At 44.8% G+C, this 16,466-nt stretch carries 16 protein-coding genes and 1 pseudogene; 7 read left to right on the plus strand and 10 right to left on the minus strand.

Annotated features, from left to right (window positions below):
• Positions 1-43: 43 nt before the first annotated feature.
• The 7 genes from NSQ73_RS14590 to NSQ73_RS14620 all read right to left on the minus strand — a co-directional run bounded on the left by NSQ73_RS14590 (position 44) and on the right by NSQ73_RS14620 (position 6,228).
• Positions 44-1,393, minus strand: a complete 1,350-nt coding sequence (locus NSQ73_RS14590) for an NtaA/DmoA family FMN-dependent monooxygenase (RefSeq protein ID WP_340986987.1) — start codon at positions 1,391-1,393, stop codon at positions 44-46.
• 329 nt (positions 1,394-1,722) lie between these two features.
• Positions 1,723-2,904, minus strand: coding sequence for an MFS transporter (locus NSQ73_RS14595; protein WP_340986988.1), 1,182 nt, complete (start codon positions 2,902-2,904; stop codon positions 1,723-1,725).
• 66 nt (positions 2,905-2,970) lie between these two features.
• Positions 2,971-3,249 (minus strand): ArsR/SmtB family transcription factor, encoded by a 279-nt coding sequence (locus tag NSQ73_RS14600; protein WP_340986989.1) that lies wholly within the window; start codon positions 3,247-3,249, stop codon positions 2,971-2,973.
• Between the two features lie 704 nt (positions 3,250-3,953).
• Positions 3,954-4,361 carry a cupin domain-containing protein gene (locus NSQ73_RS14605; protein WP_336100961.1) on the minus strand — a complete coding sequence of 136 codons (408 nt, stop codon included), beginning with the start codon at positions 4,359-4,361 and terminating at the stop codon, positions 3,954-3,956.
• Positions 4,362-4,401: 40 nt separating this feature from the next.
• The gene (locus tag NSQ73_RS14610; RefSeq protein ID WP_340986990.1) at positions 4,402-5,271 is read right to left on the minus strand and encodes an aldo/keto reductase; all 870 of its coding nucleotides are present in this window, start codon (positions 5,269-5,271) and stop codon (positions 4,402-4,404) included.
• 37 nt (positions 5,272-5,308) lie between these two features.
• On the minus strand, positions 5,309-5,509 hold the full coding sequence (locus NSQ73_RS14615) for a carboxymuconolactone decarboxylase family protein (protein WP_340986991.1): 201 nt from the start codon (positions 5,507-5,509) through the stop codon (positions 5,309-5,311).
• The gene (locus tag NSQ73_RS14620) at positions 5,509-6,228 is read right to left on the minus strand and encodes an MFS transporter (protein ID WP_340986992.1); all 720 of its coding nucleotides are present in this window, start codon (positions 6,226-6,228) and stop codon (positions 5,509-5,511) included. Before NSQ73_RS14620 ends, NSQ73_RS14615 begins: the two co-directional genes overlap by 1 nt.
• A gap of 226 nt (positions 6,229-6,454) precedes the next feature.
• Between NSQ73_RS14620 and NSQ73_RS14625 the strand changes: the two are divergent.
• Positions 6,455-6,696 (plus strand): annotated as a pseudogene (locus NSQ73_RS14625) (TetR/AcrR family transcriptional regulator); the annotation flags it as partial.
• Positions 6,697-6,913: 217 nt separating this feature from the next.
• Here the strand turns inward: NSQ73_RS14625 and NSQ73_RS14630 are convergent.
• Positions 6,914-7,102 (minus strand): hypothetical protein, encoded by a 189-nt coding sequence (locus NSQ73_RS14630; RefSeq protein WP_340986993.1) that lies wholly within the window; start codon positions 7,100-7,102, stop codon positions 6,914-6,916.
• An 807-nt stretch (positions 7,103-7,909) separates the two neighbouring features.
• Here NSQ73_RS14630 and NSQ73_RS14635 point away from each other — a divergent pair.
• Genes NSQ73_RS14635 through srlD form a run of 6 tightly spaced genes read left to right on the plus strand, consistent with a single transcriptional unit; the run spans position 7,910 to position 12,087 of the window.
• The gene (locus NSQ73_RS14635; protein WP_340986994.1) at positions 7,910-8,872 is read left to right on the plus strand and encodes a sugar-binding transcriptional regulator; all 963 of its coding nucleotides are present in this window, start codon (positions 7,910-7,912) and stop codon (positions 8,870-8,872) included.
• Between the two features lie 26 nt (positions 8,873-8,898).
• Positions 8,899-9,321 carry a transcriptional regulator GutM gene (locus tag NSQ73_RS14640; RefSeq protein ID WP_340986995.1) on the plus strand — a complete coding sequence of 141 codons (423 nt, stop codon included), beginning with the start codon at positions 8,899-8,901 and terminating at the stop codon, positions 9,319-9,321.
• 16 nt (positions 9,322-9,337) lie between these two features.
• A complete protein-coding gene (srlA, locus tag NSQ73_RS14645) occupies positions 9,338-9,883 on the plus strand; it encodes a PTS glucitol/sorbitol transporter subunit IIC (RefSeq protein WP_340986996.1) in 546 nt (181 codons plus the stop codon).
• Positions 9,884-9,901: 18 nt separating this feature from the next.
• Positions 9,902-10,906 carry a PTS glucitol/sorbitol transporter subunit IIB gene (gene srlE / locus NSQ73_RS14650; RefSeq protein WP_042219936.1) on the plus strand — a complete coding sequence of 335 codons (1,005 nt, stop codon included), beginning with the start codon at positions 9,902-9,904 and terminating at the stop codon, positions 10,904-10,906.
• Between the two features lie 14 nt (positions 10,907-10,920).
• Complete coding sequence (locus NSQ73_RS14655) at positions 10,921-11,286, plus strand: PTS glucitol/sorbitol transporter subunit IIA (RefSeq protein ID WP_340986997.1); 366 nt, start codon at positions 10,921-10,923, stop codon at positions 11,284-11,286.
• Positions 11,287-11,307: 21 nt separating this feature from the next.
• Positions 11,308-12,087, plus strand: coding sequence for a sorbitol-6-phosphate dehydrogenase (gene srlD, locus NSQ73_RS14660; protein ID WP_340986998.1), 780 nt, complete (start codon positions 11,308-11,310; stop codon positions 12,085-12,087).
• A gap of 870 nt (positions 12,088-12,957) precedes the next feature.
• Here srlD and NSQ73_RS14665 read toward each other — a convergent pair.
• Positions 12,958-14,475, minus strand: coding sequence for a glycoside hydrolase family 43 protein (locus NSQ73_RS14665; protein ID WP_340986999.1), 1,518 nt, complete (start codon positions 14,473-14,475; stop codon positions 12,958-12,960).
• A 35-nt stretch (positions 14,476-14,510) separates the two neighbouring features.
• On the minus strand, positions 14,511-16,373 hold the full coding sequence (locus NSQ73_RS14670) for a beta-glucoside-specific PTS transporter subunit IIABC (RefSeq protein WP_340987000.1): 1,863 nt from the start codon (positions 16,371-16,373) through the stop codon (positions 14,511-14,513).
• Positions 16,374-16,466 lie beyond the last annotated feature (93 nt).

Consider the following 16,466-nt stretch of genomic DNA (forward strand, 5'->3'; position numbering starts at 1 on the left):
AAGTTTATTTGCGGTCATATTGTAGATCAGTTTCTAATAATGCTTAATATGATGGTATTGAGATCGAATCAATTCCATATTGGTATGGAACTCCCATATTTTCACGTAAAGTGCTACCTTCATAATCTTCATGGAATAAACCTCGTTCCTGTAATATCGGAATCACCAGGTTAACAAAATCGGTAACGCCATCATTTGCGACATCCGGTGAAATAGAAAACCCATCACATGCTCCTGCCAAAAACCATTCTTCTAAAAAATCTGCTATCTGTGTTGGAGTACCTGCAACAACCGGATGATAATTTATCACACCATGCGCTAAAATGTCCCGGATGGAAAGACCTTGTTGAGCCAGTTGCAGAGCTCTTGGAGAACGCGGATCATGAGGGCTTGCATACGCTCGATTTAGCATTTCTGTTGGAATGGATTGATCAATATCTATTGTATTCACAGATAACGGCAATCCGATCATGGCTCCCAGATAATTGACCCTGCTTGGAATTTCTTCAGGAGCAAGATGCATTAACTTCCTTCTCCGCTCCAAAGCTTCTTCTGCTGTTGAGCCAATAGAGAACATAAATCCGGCAAATAGTTTGACAGCATCAGGATTACGATTATGCCGAATAGCACTTTCACGAATCAATTCCCTATGAGAACGAGCAGACTCAATATCAAAAGGATTTTGATATACTCCAGAAGCAAACTTACCCGCTTGTTCTAGACCTTCTCTCCCACCGCCTGCTTGAAAAATAACCGGCTGGCCTTGCTCAGAAGGCGGGATAGGCAATGGACCACGAGAAGCAAAATAGTTCCCAGATAGATTAATTGGCTGTATCTTATCCATGTCAGCGTATTGACCATTGTCTACATCTAACGTCCAGGCATCTTCATGCCAACTTCCCCATAATGCTTGTACGATTTGTATGGATTCATCAGCCATTTCATATCGTTCTTTACGTTCAGATACAGAGACACCAAAATTCGCAGCTGCTACAGGACTCGATGTTGTTACGGCATTCCATCCCACACGTCCATGACTAATTACATCCAAAGCTTTAAATTGACGAGCTATATTATAAGGATGGTTGAAGGTCGTTGATAAAGTTGCAACCAGCCCGATTCGATCTGTTTCAAGAGCTATCGCCATTAATGCCAGCATTGGATCTAATGTAGATGTTGGGTTTTTTGTTTCCAGATCTACTGTTAATGCAGGGAAATCGGCAATGAAGATCATTTGAATTTTGCCTTTTTCAGCTATTTTGGCCAACTTCACAAAATGATTGATATTTGTATACGCCGCTGGAATGCTGCCAGGATATCTCCAAGCACTGGGCTCTGCACCGTAACCCGAAACCAAGTTCAATGCGATTTGCATATGTTTACTTTTATTCATCTTTCCACTCCTTTGCTATAACAAACTCTTGAGTGCATTTACAAAGTTTTGAATCGAACAATGCCGTATCCCCGCTCAAATTGTGATAGATAGTGACTTATTGTTAACTGTGAAAAGTTATACTCTCATTAAGTGGAGCACGGCCCATCTGGTAATTATTCACCGGGGATTCTTTGCCGGGATAACCGAATGAAATTCCCAAAAGCAATTTTAATTGATCAGATACACCTAGCACCTCTCGGATAGAATCGGCGAAAAATTGAAAAGATCGGGTCATTTTAATTATGATTTCATTTCGGTGTGGTATGGATATACACGGTTTAAGAATATTAGGACTGCCCTTTTTGAATTTGTACAGTTGAACGGGAAGAACCTACTGAAACGAGTAAAGTAATAATTGCAATTAAGACTGCAGCAGCACCAATCCAACTAGTTGATTGGATAGACAAACCACCAGTGGCCAATCCTCCGATACCCGCACCAGCCGCCATCCCAAGTTGCAAGAATGAGCTGTTTAAGCTAAGCATAATGCCAGAAGCTTCGGGAGCGAGTGAAACAAGATTGTATTGCAAGGTAGGTCCTGACGTCCATGAAGCGATAGCCCAGAGCATGAGTAAAGGTAAGGTGATAACTGACGGGCCGGCAATTGTAGACAATAATAAGAGGACAACAGCATTTATGGACATCCCGCCGACAAGAGTGCGAGTAATTCCTACTCTATCTGCCATAAAGCCACCAAGCTTGGAACCGATCATGGTTGCAATCCCGAACCCAAACAGAGTTATGCTCACTGCCTGTTCGCTCATCGGCGAGACGGCATTCAGGAACGGCGTAATATACGTATAAAACACCGCGTATCCGATAAATAAGAAGAAAGTGACGCTAAGAGCAATAGCAATCTTTGGATTCTTCAATAGAGCGAGTTGCTTACTAAGTGGTACTGGAGCATCCCCTTGGGTAGCTGGGATTGTCCGTGCTACGGCAAAGATCGCCAGCAAACATAGGACACCGATCCCCCAAAAGATAGCCTTCCAGTCGAAAGCTGAAGCGATTACACGCCCGATAGGTACTCCAAGAATAAGAGCTGTACTGAATCCCGTGGTAACCGTAGCAATGGCACCGGCCTGATGTCCAGGGGGCGCCAGTTTTGAAGCGAAGGAAAAGGCCGTAACAAGAAAAACGCCTGTTCCAATTGCAAGTACAACACGTGAAACCATTAGAAACCCGAAACCTGGAAGAGCCAGGGTCAAAGCACTACCTATAACGATTATTGCGAGAGCAATCATCAACAGTTTACGCCGATCTATCTTTGCTGTAGCCAACATAACAATCGGTGTTCCAAGGGCATTTGCAAGTGCGAATATGGTGACTAGTTGACCAGCGGCAGATACCGATACGCCAACGGAAGCAGCTACTTTATCCAAAATACCTACGGGCACATATTGTGAAGTGCCCACCAAAAAGCTGATAAGAGTCAGCATATATACTTTCATTTTCCAGCTATTAACCATGTTCTCTTAGCCACATCCTATTTAATATTCTATATTTCTAAAATCATGGAAATAATGGTCAAATAATTATGATTCTATCTCTGGAAAATACCGTTTAGCGACCTCCCGGTTCAACGAGTAGTAAATATAAGTTCCTTCCTTGCTCGATTCGAGAAGTCCGCATTCTGTCAATTGTTTCAGATGATGAGATAGCGTAGAGCCTGGAACCCTGCCTAACCTTGTACCCATATCGTGGCAACACAAGGGTTGACCCTCGGCCAGCATGATAGTGATTTTTAAGCGGATCGGTTCTCCTAATGCTTTGTGCACTTTGGCAGCTTGTTTGATGTCTTCTTCTTGATGCATCTAAATATCCTCCTCTTGCCGCAAAGGCTAGGGTAATGTATATTTCTATGATTGCGGAAATATCGTAACACAACTGTTATTTACCTGTCAATATGGGACTTCTATCGTCTTTTACTTAACTCTGAACGACATCTGTTATATTACCTAATACTTGAGAAAATATTCCGGTTCACATTTTATAAAATCAGGGTTGTCCCAAAAGCCATGAAATGGCTGCTTGGGACAGCCACATTATGAACTACTTGTTTGACTGCTTACAACTGTCCCCAGATTAGGAGAAGACTTTCTCTCGGTATCTGGGTAAATGCACCTGAATTGATGTGTACTTTGATAAACATCAAAATGTCTCCTTAGAACCTCTCTCCGCTTCTTGCGGCAATAGATATATGTTCTTGTCCATTTTCGGCAATGGATACATGTTCTTGTCCTTTGCTCGGGACAAGAACATGTATCCATAAATCAAAAAAACCACGCCCAGCGTGGATTTTATTATGTTTATGTTCTTGTCCTCTTACACATCAGCAAAAACAGAATTCGTGATATTAAGACCTTTACTTTTAAAATAGCCCTTTCCCCGGTTTGCATTTGTTGATCGATTACTTGCCTCATACTGTCTAATCCACTCCATTTTTGCTAAATTAGTCCTAACATAATTTGTTAAGCACCAGGAAACGGCAGCTTGGGTTTCCTGGTGCTTTCTTCACTTAAAGTTTGTTGTATTCCTCATCTGATACGGGCTCTAACCATTCTGGTGTGCCCGCAGTAATTGCAATATGTTCAAACCAGCTGTCTTTTGTAGCGCCATGCCAGTGTTTCACGCCATCATGGGTAACAATAACATCGCCGGCTTTCAGGAATTGGGGAGTTTTCCCATCTTCCTGGTACCAGCCTTCACCACCAGTTATCAATAAAAGCTGAAACCCATTTCGATGGATATGCCAGTTATTTCTGCAGCCGGGTTCAAAGGTCACATTCCCAACGCCAACATTAACTTTAGGATCGGCAACCAACGATTTCAGGTAACTCTGTCCAACAAAATATTTTGCAAAAGCTTCGTTCTTCTCTCCCACGGAAAAAATCACGCCATTTTGGACCTCTTCATGTTTAGCCATTTCGCATCCTCCAATTTCAATCAAAATGAGTATCTGCTGATTAATTTACTTTATTATTCTCCCCAAAGACCGGAAAGAAGCTGTGCTCGCCGTAGTTCTGAATAGCCTCGATCTGCTTCAAAGTCTTCATGTCCTCAACGCTGATCACAAAATCAAGCTCTGCATTGTTTCTCATATGGTCCGGATTTGCCGTCTTTGGGATGACTACAAGACCAAGCTGGATATCGTATCGCAAGCTAAGCTGAGCAACAGATACACCATACTTCACTGCTATTGCCTTAACCTCTGCATGATCAAGGATTGCACCGTGTGCGATTGGTGAATATGCTTCGACCAAGATGTCATTCTTCTGGCAAAATTGAATTAACTTGAATGGTGTGTTGCTTACATGTGCCAAGATCTGATTGACCATAGGCTTGATCTCACAGTTCGAAAGTATATTCTCCACATCGTCTTGAAGGAAGTTAGAAAGACCGATGGACTTAACTTTGCCTGCTTTATAAGCATCCTCCATGGCTTTCCATACTTCTTTATTTTCATTGAAATAACGGTTCCCCTCACGGAACTCGCTCCATGGCTGTGGGCTGTGAATAATCAAAAGATCAATGTAATCCAGACCCAATTTAGCTAGAGACTCATTAATGGACTGCGTGGCTGCATCATAGCTCTTTGCTTCTGCGGCAACCTTTGTCGTAATGAAAAGTTCTTTTCGGTTGACGCCGCAGGAACGGATTCCCTTACTCACGCTAACTTCATTCGCATAAGCCTGAGCCGTATCGATATGGCGATATCCGATCGATATCGCATCGCATACAGCCTGTTCAGCCTGTTCATCGTTAAGCAGCCAGGTGCCAAGTCCTAATTTGGGAATGACTACACCGTTAGATAGTTCGTACGTTTCGTTAAACATATGTTTTTGACTCCTTTGAATGGTTGGTTTATTAAACTTAAACTTCAGGAATGATTTCATTCACGCAGGCTAATGCATTTAGTGTGCGCGGAAAGCCTATATAGGGAAGGCATTGGGTAATCGCAGCAATCAAGGTTTGCTTGTCATGGCCTATATTTCCCTGTAAATGTGCCTTGACTTGTCCATCGGCGCCTCCAAGCGCACACAGGATGCAAAGCGTCAATAGCTCCCTTGTCATCAAATCGAGTCCGCGACTAAAGTCGCGATGCCGAAGATGAACAGCGCCAGACTAATCTGATGCCCTCCCATCATGGTGACATTAAGCAGGAATGGAACGATATAGGCACAAAGAATGGCATAACCCAATTGCCAGAAAAAAGTGAATCCGAAACCCGTCAATATCATCGGGCTTTTCATAAGGGCAATCTGCTTCCGAAGCGGAACAGCAGCTTCTCCTTCTGTAGCCGGGATCATTCGGCACACCGCAAAAACGGCCAATATGCTAAGAATGCCAATGCCCACAAAAATAAATTTCCAATCGAATACCGCAGCCACAACCCGGCCGATCGGGACACCGACGATTAAGGCTGCACTGAATCCGAGGATGACCGTGCCGATCGCTCCGGCTTGCTTGCCTGGTGCCGCGAGCTTTGCAGCTATCGTTTTGACGGCAATGACAAAAACACCTGCGCCGATAGCCAGAACGATTCGTGAAACGATCAGAAAGCCAAAACCAGGGAGCATAATCGTCATGACGCTTCCAATCACAACGATCCAGAGCGCTAAAATCATAAGTTTCCGCCGGTCTAATTTTGCTGTCGCTATGACGAATAGTGGTGATCCAATGGCATTGGCTACGCAAATACAGTAATCAACTGTCCAGCCGCAGCCACTGAAATATGAGCCCACTGAGAAATGTTGTCCAAAATACCTGCGATTACATACTCCGAGGTACACACAAAAAAACTGATGAAAGCAAGCATGTATATTTTCATCGTATGATTTTTTATACTATACTCACCTCGTATCATAATAAATTAATCGATGTTGATTGATTAATCGACATGTGTATATAATAAACCAAATTCAATTGGATTCAATCGTTAAAAACCCTTGGTTTGTCGATTAATCGACATACCGTTTAAATGTGTCAATTATTCAGGAAAAGGTGGATACATCTAGAATGCCTATAATAGACAGAAGAATTCTCAAGTCGCAAGATGCCATTAAGAAAGCGGTAATCGAACTTATGTCGAAAAATAGCTTCGATGACATTACCATACAGGATATTTCTGATAAGGGAATGTACGCCGCGCTACGATTTGTCTCCATTACCAAGACAAGTTCGACCTTTTAAACAAGCTTATCGAGGAACATATTCAGGCCTTGCGAGAAATTAGCGATTGGGCATGTGAGATGGATTGGGTATGCGGGTAGCATGTAATGCTTAAAAAGGCACCCTATCTTAATCAAAGCACAAAGAAAACACTTTATTTTTATCAGACAGTTAACTCAACATTAATTTCGCCTTAGTAGGTGTCCACAAAGCTAAAGACGTAATCCCCGTTTGAGATGGTCTCCAGCTCAACATCCGCGATCTCCTTTCCAATATAACCGAACCAGGCTATTTTATCGGTCGAGCTTAATACTTAGCTGTTGCTCTCACGGTCTGCGCTTTTGTGGAGCACGTACCGGTATCCTCCCATTCGGGTGTATGGGTCACGGTTGCCAATATGCCAAGCTCATTGACCATAATCGTCTTACTTTTCACTTCACTGGCCAGACCAAGTGCATCTGTCGCCTGTAACGAAACGACATACTTGTGAGGCATGATTCTTAGTTACTGAGCCTGGTATCGTGACGTCGTTTGTGGTAAAGGATTTGTTGTAGTAGCCTGCTTGTCCAGAGATCATCCAGGAGTACGTCATCGCATCTCCGTCCGAAACAAATAGGTTTTTTAGCTTAAAATCGTCACCATTATAGACCGGTTTAGGTGAGCAATCAAAATCAGCAGCCGGTGGTTGGTTCGTCGTAAAGTAAATATAATGATATTGCCCCATATTACCGGCGACGGCCCAATCTACAACCATTAAACGATACCGCTTCCCTGCCTGCAGCCCGTTTACGGTAATAGCTTGTTGCCGTGTTCTGAATGGAAAAGTTGTATTCAGCCGTTCCATTTCCGTTTAGATCATTATTCGTTGCTAAACCATCGTCATTTACTTTCTGCATATAGAAGGCGCGTGAAGCATGGCCATCCGGGTGGCTTAGAGTAAGAAAAAACACTAAGCCGGTTACATACGAGGGCTTAGCGTATATTTTCATTAAAATGTTGTCGGGACCCCTTAGACCGTCGTTAGGGTTCTTCATCATGTTCCAGTATTTCTCATATTTAATATTGAAGTCGTTCTTATAGACGGCCTATCATGAGCATTCTCAATTGCTTCTCTCATTCATTTTGGAATTAAGAAATACTATAGAATGCTCATCTGCAGAAATTGGTTCGAAAATCGTAAAAAATTATGGCAATGATATTGACGGGAATTAACTGTAAGCGTATACTAAACCCAAGTTAATGCACATTTGATTAAATAAATAAGCACATTTGTGCAGGTTATACGAGAGTGAGGCTAATCAAATGAATGAAGAAGAGAAGAAATTATTGGTTCAGGTCGCGAAGATGTATTACCTGGAGGATTTGACCCAGAGTGATATTTCCAAACGTCTGGGGATCTACCGTACCTCCATCAGCCGTCTGCTCAAAAAGGCACGGGATGAAGGCGTTGTGCAGATCAACATTATAGATGAGGACCGTACCCATTCCGAAATGGAGAACCGCCTCAAGCAGTTGTTTGGTCTGCAGAAGGTGATTATCGTCGCTTCCAGAGATAGCATGTCCGGTAACGACAAAATTAAATCTGTTGCCAAAGCCGGTGCTGAACTGCTGAGCAAGTTGATTAAAGACGAGGATGTTGTCGGGTTTGCCTGGGGAAGAACGATGGGCAGCCTTATAGGGGAATTTAACGATTGTCCGCAGAGATCGGCGCATTTTGTACCTCTTGTTGGAGGCCCAGGAGATATGGACACCAAATATCACGTCAATGCAATCGTCTACAGCATCGCAACGGATTTTGGCGGCGAAGCACATATGATTGATGCAGCGGCTGTTCTCGAACGCAAGGAAACCAGGAATGAAATCATTAACTCCAACTACTTCCGGAAAATCAATGATCTATGGGATAAGCTTACCGTTGCAGTAGTTGGTATTGGTGCCCCCATCAGCAACTCCAATATGATCTGGACCGGCTTTTTGGGAGATAAGGAAATCAAACATTTGAACAGCCATGATGCTGTCGGTGATATCTGTTCTAGGTTCTATGATTCACTGGGAAATGTGGTGAATTCGGAGCTGGCCGAGCGTACAATTGCCATTCCGCTTGAACGGCTGCGTGATACCCGATTTACATTGGCACTGGCCGAATCCGTCGAGAAAGCACCTTCGATTCTTGGAGCCATCCGCGGCAAATATATCAATGCCCTGGTCACCAACGAAGAGACCGCCGCCGAGGTGCTTCGGTTGGCCGGGAATGCAGCTGTTTAACACTACTACGGGGGGGAATGATCCGGATGGGCTTACTGATTATAATAGCCGCTCTCGCCTGGCTGCTGCAGGGAATGCTGGGACTTTTGCAAATCAGGAATTTCAATAAAAAATATACAGAGTTTAGAAGACTCGGACGCGTAGCCATCGGCAAAAAAACCGGGAAATTCAGAGCCGGAACAGTGGTGATGTTCGCCATTGATAAGGATGCCAGAATTCTGCAGGCCGCTCAAATGCAAGGTGTTACAGTCTTTTCCAGGGTACGACGTCTCAAGGGATTTGAAGGCCGGCATCTGCTCGGATTGACTGAGCAAGATATACTCCATTGCAACCGGCTGACCCGTGCCGCCATCATGGATGCGCTGAACAACTGCGATATTATCCTGAAGGGGGGTGAGCTTAAGGTCAGACAATCCTGGCTTGAGCGGTTAATGCCCGCAAAAAAATAAAAGAGGTGAGGTTAGTATGAATGTAGTTACAAATTTGGCTTCAGGATTCATGGATTTGTTCCGTGCCGGCGGTGAAACGTTTATGAGCCTGGTCACAGGAATTATTCCCCTGCTTATTATGCTGCTGGTAGCCATGAACTCGCTGATTCAATTGATTGGTCAGGATAAGGTTGAAAAAGTCGCACGTAAATCAGCCAGGAATCCCTTCACACGCTATTTTGTCCTTCCTGTCATAGGTACTTTCATTTTGGCGAACCCGATGACCTTATCTTTGGGAAGATTTCTGCCAGAGAAATATAAACCCAGCTATTATGCCGCAGCTTCTTATTCCTGCCATACCCATAACGGACTGTTTCCACATGTGAATCCAGGCGAACTATTCGTATTTCTGGGCATTGCGGCTGGCATAACCACTCTGGGACTCGATACTACGGAGTTAGCAGTACGCTACTTCCTCGTGGGTATAGTAACGAACTTCCTCAGAGGCTGGGTCACAGATTTAACCACAGCTTATGTATCGAAGCAGCAAAGTGTCAAATTAAAAGAGACTGTGAATCTTTAGGAAGGAGGGAGAAATGAAATGGAGACTTACAAATCAGTGAGGGTATCAGCCGGACCCGGCGGTTTTGGCGGACCACTCATTATCACCCCGACAGAGGTGAAGAACAAAGTAGTCTACGTGACGGGAGGAACAAGGCCGGCAATCGCAGAACGGATCGGAGAATTAACAGGTGCTGAACTGGTGGATGGATTCAAAACTAGTGTCCCCGAGCAGGAAATCATTTGTGTAGTTATTGACTGCGGCGGAACCTTAAGATGTGGCCTCTATCCGCAAAAAGGAATCCTGACCATTAATCTGCTACCGACCGGCAAAAGCGGACCCTTAGCCAAACATATTACGGAAGATATCTATGTTTCAGGGGTTAAGGTTTCGAACATTGAGCCGTATGAAGGTGCTGCAACACCCCATACAGCCCAAGCCGAAAAAATCGTTGATAAAGAAATTACACAACCTAAGTATAGCGCAAACAAGAAAATTAGTGAACAGCATAAGCCAAAAGGTCTGCTTGCCCGTGTAGGTATGGCTATGGGCTCTATTATAGGTGTCTTCTACCAGGCCGGCCGGGAAACAATTGAGACTGTTATTAAAACGATTCTACCTTTCATGGCCTTCGTAGCCATGCTTATCGGTATCATTAATGCTTCAGGCATCGGAGATATCATTGCCAAATTCCTTTCTCCTCTGGCCGGATCACTTCCGGGTTTGCTGTTGATATCGCTGATCTGCTCCTTCCCTCTGCTGTCCCCGTTTCTAGGACCTGGAGGAGTTATAGCACAGGTAATCGGAACATTAATTGGCGTTGAAATCGGAAAAGGTAACATTCCTGCCCATCTGGCCCTCCCCGCACTCTTCGCCATCAATTCCCAGGCTGCTGCAGATTTCGTGCCTGTAGGGCTTGGACTCGCTGAAGCCGAGGTTGAGACGATTGAAGTCGGAGTTCCTTCAGTACTCTACTCGCGTTTTCTTACCGGTGCGCCTACGGTGTTCATCGCCTGGCTGGCCAGCTTTGGATTATACCAATAATGGAGGAACGCTTAATGCAGACCATATATAAGACCCGTATTACAAAGTTCGGATCAGCAGCTTTTGATTTTATGGAAGATAAAGTATTTGTGCTGTTTGGAAACGATGCTCCCGAGGATGTGGCGGAATACTGCCTGCTGATTGAGCTCTCGAAAGTGAATGGCGAGATTCAAAAAGGAGATCTATTTCGTTTAGGAGGCAAATCTTACACCATCACATCCGTCGGGAATAAAGTGGCCCTGAACCTGCAGCAGCTCGGACATATCACGCTTCAATTTGACGGCAAGGAAGACGAAGGCCTTCCAGGAACGCTGTATTTGGAGAATACCGCTTTTCACAAACCTGAAATCGGCAGCGAAATCGAAATTATAAAAAAATAATTCATTAAGGGAGATAGAGATATGAGTGAAAAAAAAGTAGCACTGGTTGCCGGAGGCGGACAAAGTCTGGGCGAGTCGCTCTGTCATCGTTTGGCTGAAGAAGGGTATGAAATTGTGGTCGCGGATATTAATGAAGAAAATGCCCAAAGAGTAGCGAAGGAAACTGGCGAGCGATATAAGGTTGAAACCTTGGCGGTTCAGGTGAATTTCACGAACGAACTTGAGGTTGTCGAAATGGTCCAGCAAGCTGTGTTTGCCTTTAATCGCATCGATCTGCTGGTGTATGTGGCTGGTGTGGCCAAAAGCCGTAAAATTACGGATTTCGGACTTGAAGATTGGAATCAGACGGTTGATGTCAATCTGACCGGATATTTCCTCTGCGCGCGCGAAGTGTCCAAGATCATGATTGAGCAAGGCAGCGGCAACATCATTCAAATCAACTCGAAATCAGGCAAAGTCGGAAGCAAGCATAACTCTGCTTATTCCGCTTCTAAGTTCGGTGGCGTGGGCCTTACCCAGAGCCTAGCGCTGGATCTGGCCGAACACAATATCCGCGTAAACGCGATCATGCCTGGAAATCTGCTGAAATCACCCATGTTCCAAAGCCTGCTTCCCCAGTATGCCGCTAAACTCGGCATTGCTCCTGAAGAAGTGGAGCAGGTGTATACGGACAAAGTCCCTCTTAAAAGAGGCTGCACCTATGACGATATCGCCAATGCGGTTATCTTCTACGCTTCCGATAAAGCCTCCTACATGACAGGCCAGGCTATCAATGTAACCGGAGGCCAGGTGATGCACTAGCCAAACACGCAAAAAAGGGCATCGTTTGCAAAAGAGGGCAAGAAGCACCCCAGGTGCCTCTTGCCCTCTTTCACTTGATAAAATGAATTAATCCTTTTAAGGTCAGATTGAAATTGTCCAATTAAATGACGTCCTTTTTGAGAAAATGCGACATACCCTAAACGCAATGCGTGGCGCAGATTTGGATTCATATTTGCGTTGAAAAATCGGCTTCTCGGAAGAGTTCGTTTTTCCCTTACCCTTAGCAGCAGCCGAATTATTAATCAAACAATAAAACAACAACCGGTTATTTCGGTTGTTGTTTTTATAGCCATATAAAGGGCGCTCCGTAGTTGCAGCAGGAAGATCCTCCGGCAGATCATTATTTTTGAAACGAAACGAGATATGCTTAACTGCATGGCGGAACCGAACAGACTAAACCATGATACCTGTGGCTTCTGGAATTCTATTCTTTGTTGAATTGTCGTGTATCCTTCCAAGACTCTTGGTAACGAGTTCCTTTATTACATTATCAAGGGAGCTCCCATAATCCAATCAATATCTTCAAATACTTCTATGTAATCATCTATGGTATCGTAAAAGCATATAGTGCTCGAAGGTTGGTTATTTGTGGTATATTCATGGACCATGATAGGACCATGTTCCAATTTCCAAACCGTATGAATGCGAGTAACTCTGTTTCCCTCGCGTTCCCCCTATTTCGCAAAATACGGATATACCCATACGGGTATTATAACACGTAGAATTTTCAACATAACTTTTATTAAATATTAGCCTAAGCTCATATTCAGCCGTCACGCTGTTGTACGTCCACGACTTGCTTCCGTTACCGGTACTGGATGAGGCCGATCCTGTTTAACTTATAGAAAGTCATCTTGCATTGTAATCAAACCAATCAATGTATGCAGGACTTCCGGCATTCTTGCCGTTACCAGTGGCGTATAATCCGAAATATACTCCTGTAAAACCCCCTGCAACTTCACTAGAGAGCAAGCCACATTCCCCTTGTCCAAGTATTATTCTTTCCCCGTTCGGAACATAGAAGGCAAAGGTATACAGTTTCGGATCAGCCTCGACTTCCAGGATTATACTCTGACTTGTGTATTCTACTTCCGCTTCGATGTTCGACAGCGTTCCGAGTCTTCTGCGCAGCAGGACAACCTTTCGTCCATTCTTAAATGCCAAAGCGATTTCATAGTGAAATCTTTCATCCATGATGACCGTCAAGCCTGCTTCATCGCCTTCAAGAGCAGGATCAAACTCGATCAGAGACGAAACAGTGCACTCCATATGCTGCTGTCTACGGCCTACAAACGCCGGGGAATCCGGGTCATCTAGAGTTAAGCGAGAACCCCTGAGTGTCAGCCAGCCTGGACGTTCGGTAAGTGACCAATCTGCTGAGTATGGATTCCGTATGAAATTCCAGTTGTCTGACAGCTTCTGTTCAGAAAAGTGTTCACGTGTAACAGGTATCGCTGATTCGGCGGACATAAAGGCTGGTGCGGCCATCTGTAAGTCAATACTGCCTTTCGTCCCGATTACAGGCCACCCTTCTTCAGACCACTGGACAGGTGCGAGAAAGGTCTCTCGCCCCAAATGATGCTTCCTTGACACTGGGCGTATCCCTAGACACACAGCCCACCAGCTTCCATCATGAGCCTGTACAAGATCAGCATGTCCTGTAGCCTGAACCGAACAGCTTAAGCTGCGGTGACTGAGAATGGGATTCTCCGGGTCAGCTTCAAAGGGGCCATATAGCTGCGAACTGCGGGCAATCGTTACCATATGGCCATATTCCGTGCCCCCTTCGGAAATCATAAGATAGTATTCCCCTTGAATGACATAGAGGTGGGGGCCTTCAGGAGACTTCCCTCCCGTCCCCTTCCAGATTAAACGGCGAGTCGACAGTAATCTGCCTGATTCCAGATCAATTTCCGCCTGATAGATTCCCGCTTCTTCACCTTCGAAGTCATTGGTGCCAGTAATATACACCTTTCCATCTTCATCACAGAATAGGGAAGGATCAATTCCGGGCCAATCCAGCCAAACAGGTTCAGACCAGGGACCACTAGGTTTGAGTGCACGTACGTAGAAATTCCCGCCCTCTATTCTTCTTACATTCGTGGTAATCATATAGAAATATCCCTTAATGTGTCGCAGAGTAGGTGCGAATATTCCATAGGAGCTGGGAATACGGGCGAGATTGATTTGTTCTTTCCGGTCCAGACAATGCCCGATCTGCTGCCAGTGAATAAGGTCCCGGCTATGGAAGATGGGCACGCCCGGAAAATAATGAAAGGAACTGGACACCAGATAGTAATCTTCACCTACTCTACATATGCTCGGGTCAGGGTGAAAGCCCGGAATGACCGGATTCATATATTGCATACCAGCCCACCTCCATTTTGTGTGTCCCACTATGGTTATTTTATAAGTATCGACATTAAATCAGCTCCAGGCTGGATAGTTTCGTTCATGCTTAAAACAACTACATCTATAAACTGATCCGTATTCGTTACAATGATCGGCGTCGTAAGCTCAAAGCCTGCCGCTTTAATTTTGTCTATATCGAATTCCAACAGCAGGTCCCCTTTTTGGACCCTTGCATTCTCCATAACATGGGCCTGATAATGTTCACCTTTCAGTTTCACAGTGTTAATTCCGACATGAATTAGGAGCTCAGCCCCTGCTTCTGTAGTAATTAGAACAGCGTGCTTCGTAGGGAACATTCTTGAGATAACACCATCTACCGGAGAGTATATCTTTCCTTCACCTGGCTCAACCGCAATCCCTTTACCCATTGCTCCTGATGAGAAAACCTCATCATTCACTGCACTTAGCGGCTTAACCTGTCCACTTAATGGACTGCCCACAATTTCCTCTGCTTCTGTATAAATGGGTTGTTGTACAAGCGCCGAAGCAGCATCCGCTAGCTCTTCTGTCTGTGCGGCATCTGTTTTGCTCTCATAGCCGAAGACTACGACAAGAATAGCTGAAATGGCAATCGTTATAATAAAAGAAATCAATAATGGAACGAGCGGTGAGAACGCGCCTAGTGAAAAAATATTTGCAAATACAAAACCGGTCATCTCTACATTAGCTGCACCACTTATGGCACCGCCGATAGCTCCCGCAATAATAATCATGGGAATTGTCCGTCTGTAACGCAAGAGGAGCCCGTAAACGATAGGTTCAGTAACACCTGCCACGATTCCCGCCAGAGCAGCTGGACCTGAAGCTTGTTTGAGTTCTTTATTTTTTGTTTTCAAGTATATCCCCAGTGCAATGCCAATCTGCGCCATATTAGCTGCAGCGGTCATAACCAGGATCTTCGTATGTCCTGTGGAAGCGATGTCAGCCATTACTACCGGGAACAAACCCCAGTGCAATCCCAGCACAACCAGAAAAGTGAAGCTTGCCCCGATCACGGCTCCGGTCAGCAAGCCGCTGGTATTCATGAGAAAGTCAATTCCTGCAGCGATCCCGTCCCCGACATATACTCCGAATGGCCCAAGTAATAGAGCAGTCAATGGCACGACAATGGCTATGGATACCGTTGGGACAATAATCAACTGCAGATTTTTAGGAACAATTCTTAGCAGGAACCGTTCCAGCGCGGCATAAATGCCAATTGAGATAAACACCGGGAAGATTTGGCCTGAGTAGTCCGCAGTCAGAATAGGAATACCCAAAAAGTCAACGGGACCCTGCGCTGACAGCAGCCCAGTAAAGTTCGGCTCCAGCAACGCTACTCCAATAATCGCGCTGACATACGGGTTAGCCCCCAACTTAAGGGCGAGCGTAATCGCAACCAGTACCGGCATGAAATAGAAGACGGCATTCCCTGCGGCAGACCAGATATGGTAAGCGCCGCTTTCTGTAGACATCCACCCCAGACTTGTAAATACAACCAGCATGGCTTTTACCAATCCTGATCCAATCAGGGCTGACAATAGTGGAGTAAATGTGCCAGAGATAATCCCGAATATTCGTGCACTCCATTTTTCTTTGTTGGAATCAGCTTTTGCCCCTGAAGCTTTCACAGCTCCTATAGCCGGTAATTCTTTATATACCTCAGATACATGGCTGCCAATGACCACCTGAAATTCCCCACCGCTTTCTACCACACTTATAATTTCCTTTGTGTTTTGCAGCGCTGCCTTTTGCGCTAAGGAGACATCATTCAACCTGAAGCGAAGCCGTGTGGTACAGTGTATTACGGAAGACACATTCTTCTCTCCACCCACATTTTCCAGAATATTATTGGCCAATTCACGATTGTTCATCTTACTCACTCCTCTTTTAGAATTAACAGCACATCTTGATAAGAACATTTATAGAAATAGAAAAAACCCGAACCAACATTGCCTGCGGAGAGA

Origin of the sequence: Paenibacillus sp. FSL R10-2736, assembly GCF_038000245.1 — a bacterium.
GTDB classification, from domain to species: Bacteria; Bacillota; Bacilli; order Paenibacillales; family Paenibacillaceae; genus Paenibacillus_AQ; species Paenibacillus_AQ phytohabitans.

What these genes read in the sequence shown, in the direction of transcription:
- NSQ73_RS14590 (WP_340986987.1), bottom strand. Translation starts at nt 1,393, where the DNA reads ATGAATAAAAGTAAACATATGCAAATCGCATTGAACTTGGTTTCGGGT.
- NSQ73_RS14595 (WP_340986988.1), bottom strand. Translation starts at nt 2,904, where the DNA reads ATGGTTAATAGCTGGAAAATGAAAGTATATATGCTGACTCTTATCAGC.
- NSQ73_RS14600 (WP_340986989.1), bottom strand. Translation starts at nt 3,249, where the DNA reads ATGCATCAAGAAGAAGACATCAAACAAGCTGCCAAAGTGCACAAAGCA.
- NSQ73_RS14605 (WP_336100961.1), bottom strand. Translation starts at nt 4,361, where the DNA reads ATGGCTAAACATGAAGAGGTCCAAAATGGCGTGATTTTTTCCGTGGGA.
- NSQ73_RS14610 (WP_340986990.1), bottom strand. Translation starts at nt 5,271, where the DNA reads ATGTTTAACGAAACGTACGAACTATCTAACGGTGTAGTCATTCCCAAA.
- NSQ73_RS14615 (WP_340986991.1), bottom strand. Translation starts at nt 5,509, where the DNA reads ATGACAAGGGAGCTATTGACGCTTTGCATCCTGTGTGCGCTTGGAGGC.
- NSQ73_RS14630 (WP_340986993.1), bottom strand. Translation starts at nt 7,102, where the DNA reads ATGCCTCACAAGTATGTCGTTTCGTTACAGGCGACAGATGCACTTGGT.
- NSQ73_RS14635 (WP_340986994.1), top strand. Translation starts at nt 7,910, where the DNA reads ATGAATGAAGAAGAGAAGAAATTATTGGTTCAGGTCGCGAAGATGTAT.
- NSQ73_RS14640 (WP_340986995.1), top strand. Translation starts at nt 8,899, where the DNA reads ATGGGCTTACTGATTATAATAGCCGCTCTCGCCTGGCTGCTGCAGGGA.
- srlA (WP_340986996.1), top strand. Translation starts at nt 9,338, where the DNA reads ATGAATGTAGTTACAAATTTGGCTTCAGGATTCATGGATTTGTTCCGT.
- srlE (WP_042219936.1), top strand. Translation starts at nt 9,902, where the DNA reads ATGGAGACTTACAAATCAGTGAGGGTATCAGCCGGACCCGGCGGTTTT.
- NSQ73_RS14655 (WP_340986997.1), top strand. Translation starts at nt 10,921, where the DNA reads ATGCAGACCATATATAAGACCCGTATTACAAAGTTCGGATCAGCAGCT.
- srlD (WP_340986998.1), top strand. Translation starts at nt 11,308, where the DNA reads ATGAGTGAAAAAAAAGTAGCACTGGTTGCCGGAGGCGGACAAAGTCTG.
- NSQ73_RS14665 (WP_340986999.1), bottom strand. Translation starts at nt 14,475, where the DNA reads ATGCAATATATGAATCCGGTCATTCCGGGCTTTCACCCTGACCCGAGC.
- NSQ73_RS14670 (WP_340987000.1), bottom strand. Translation starts at nt 16,373, where the DNA reads ATGAACAATCGTGAATTGGCCAATAATATTCTGGAAAATGTGGGTGGA.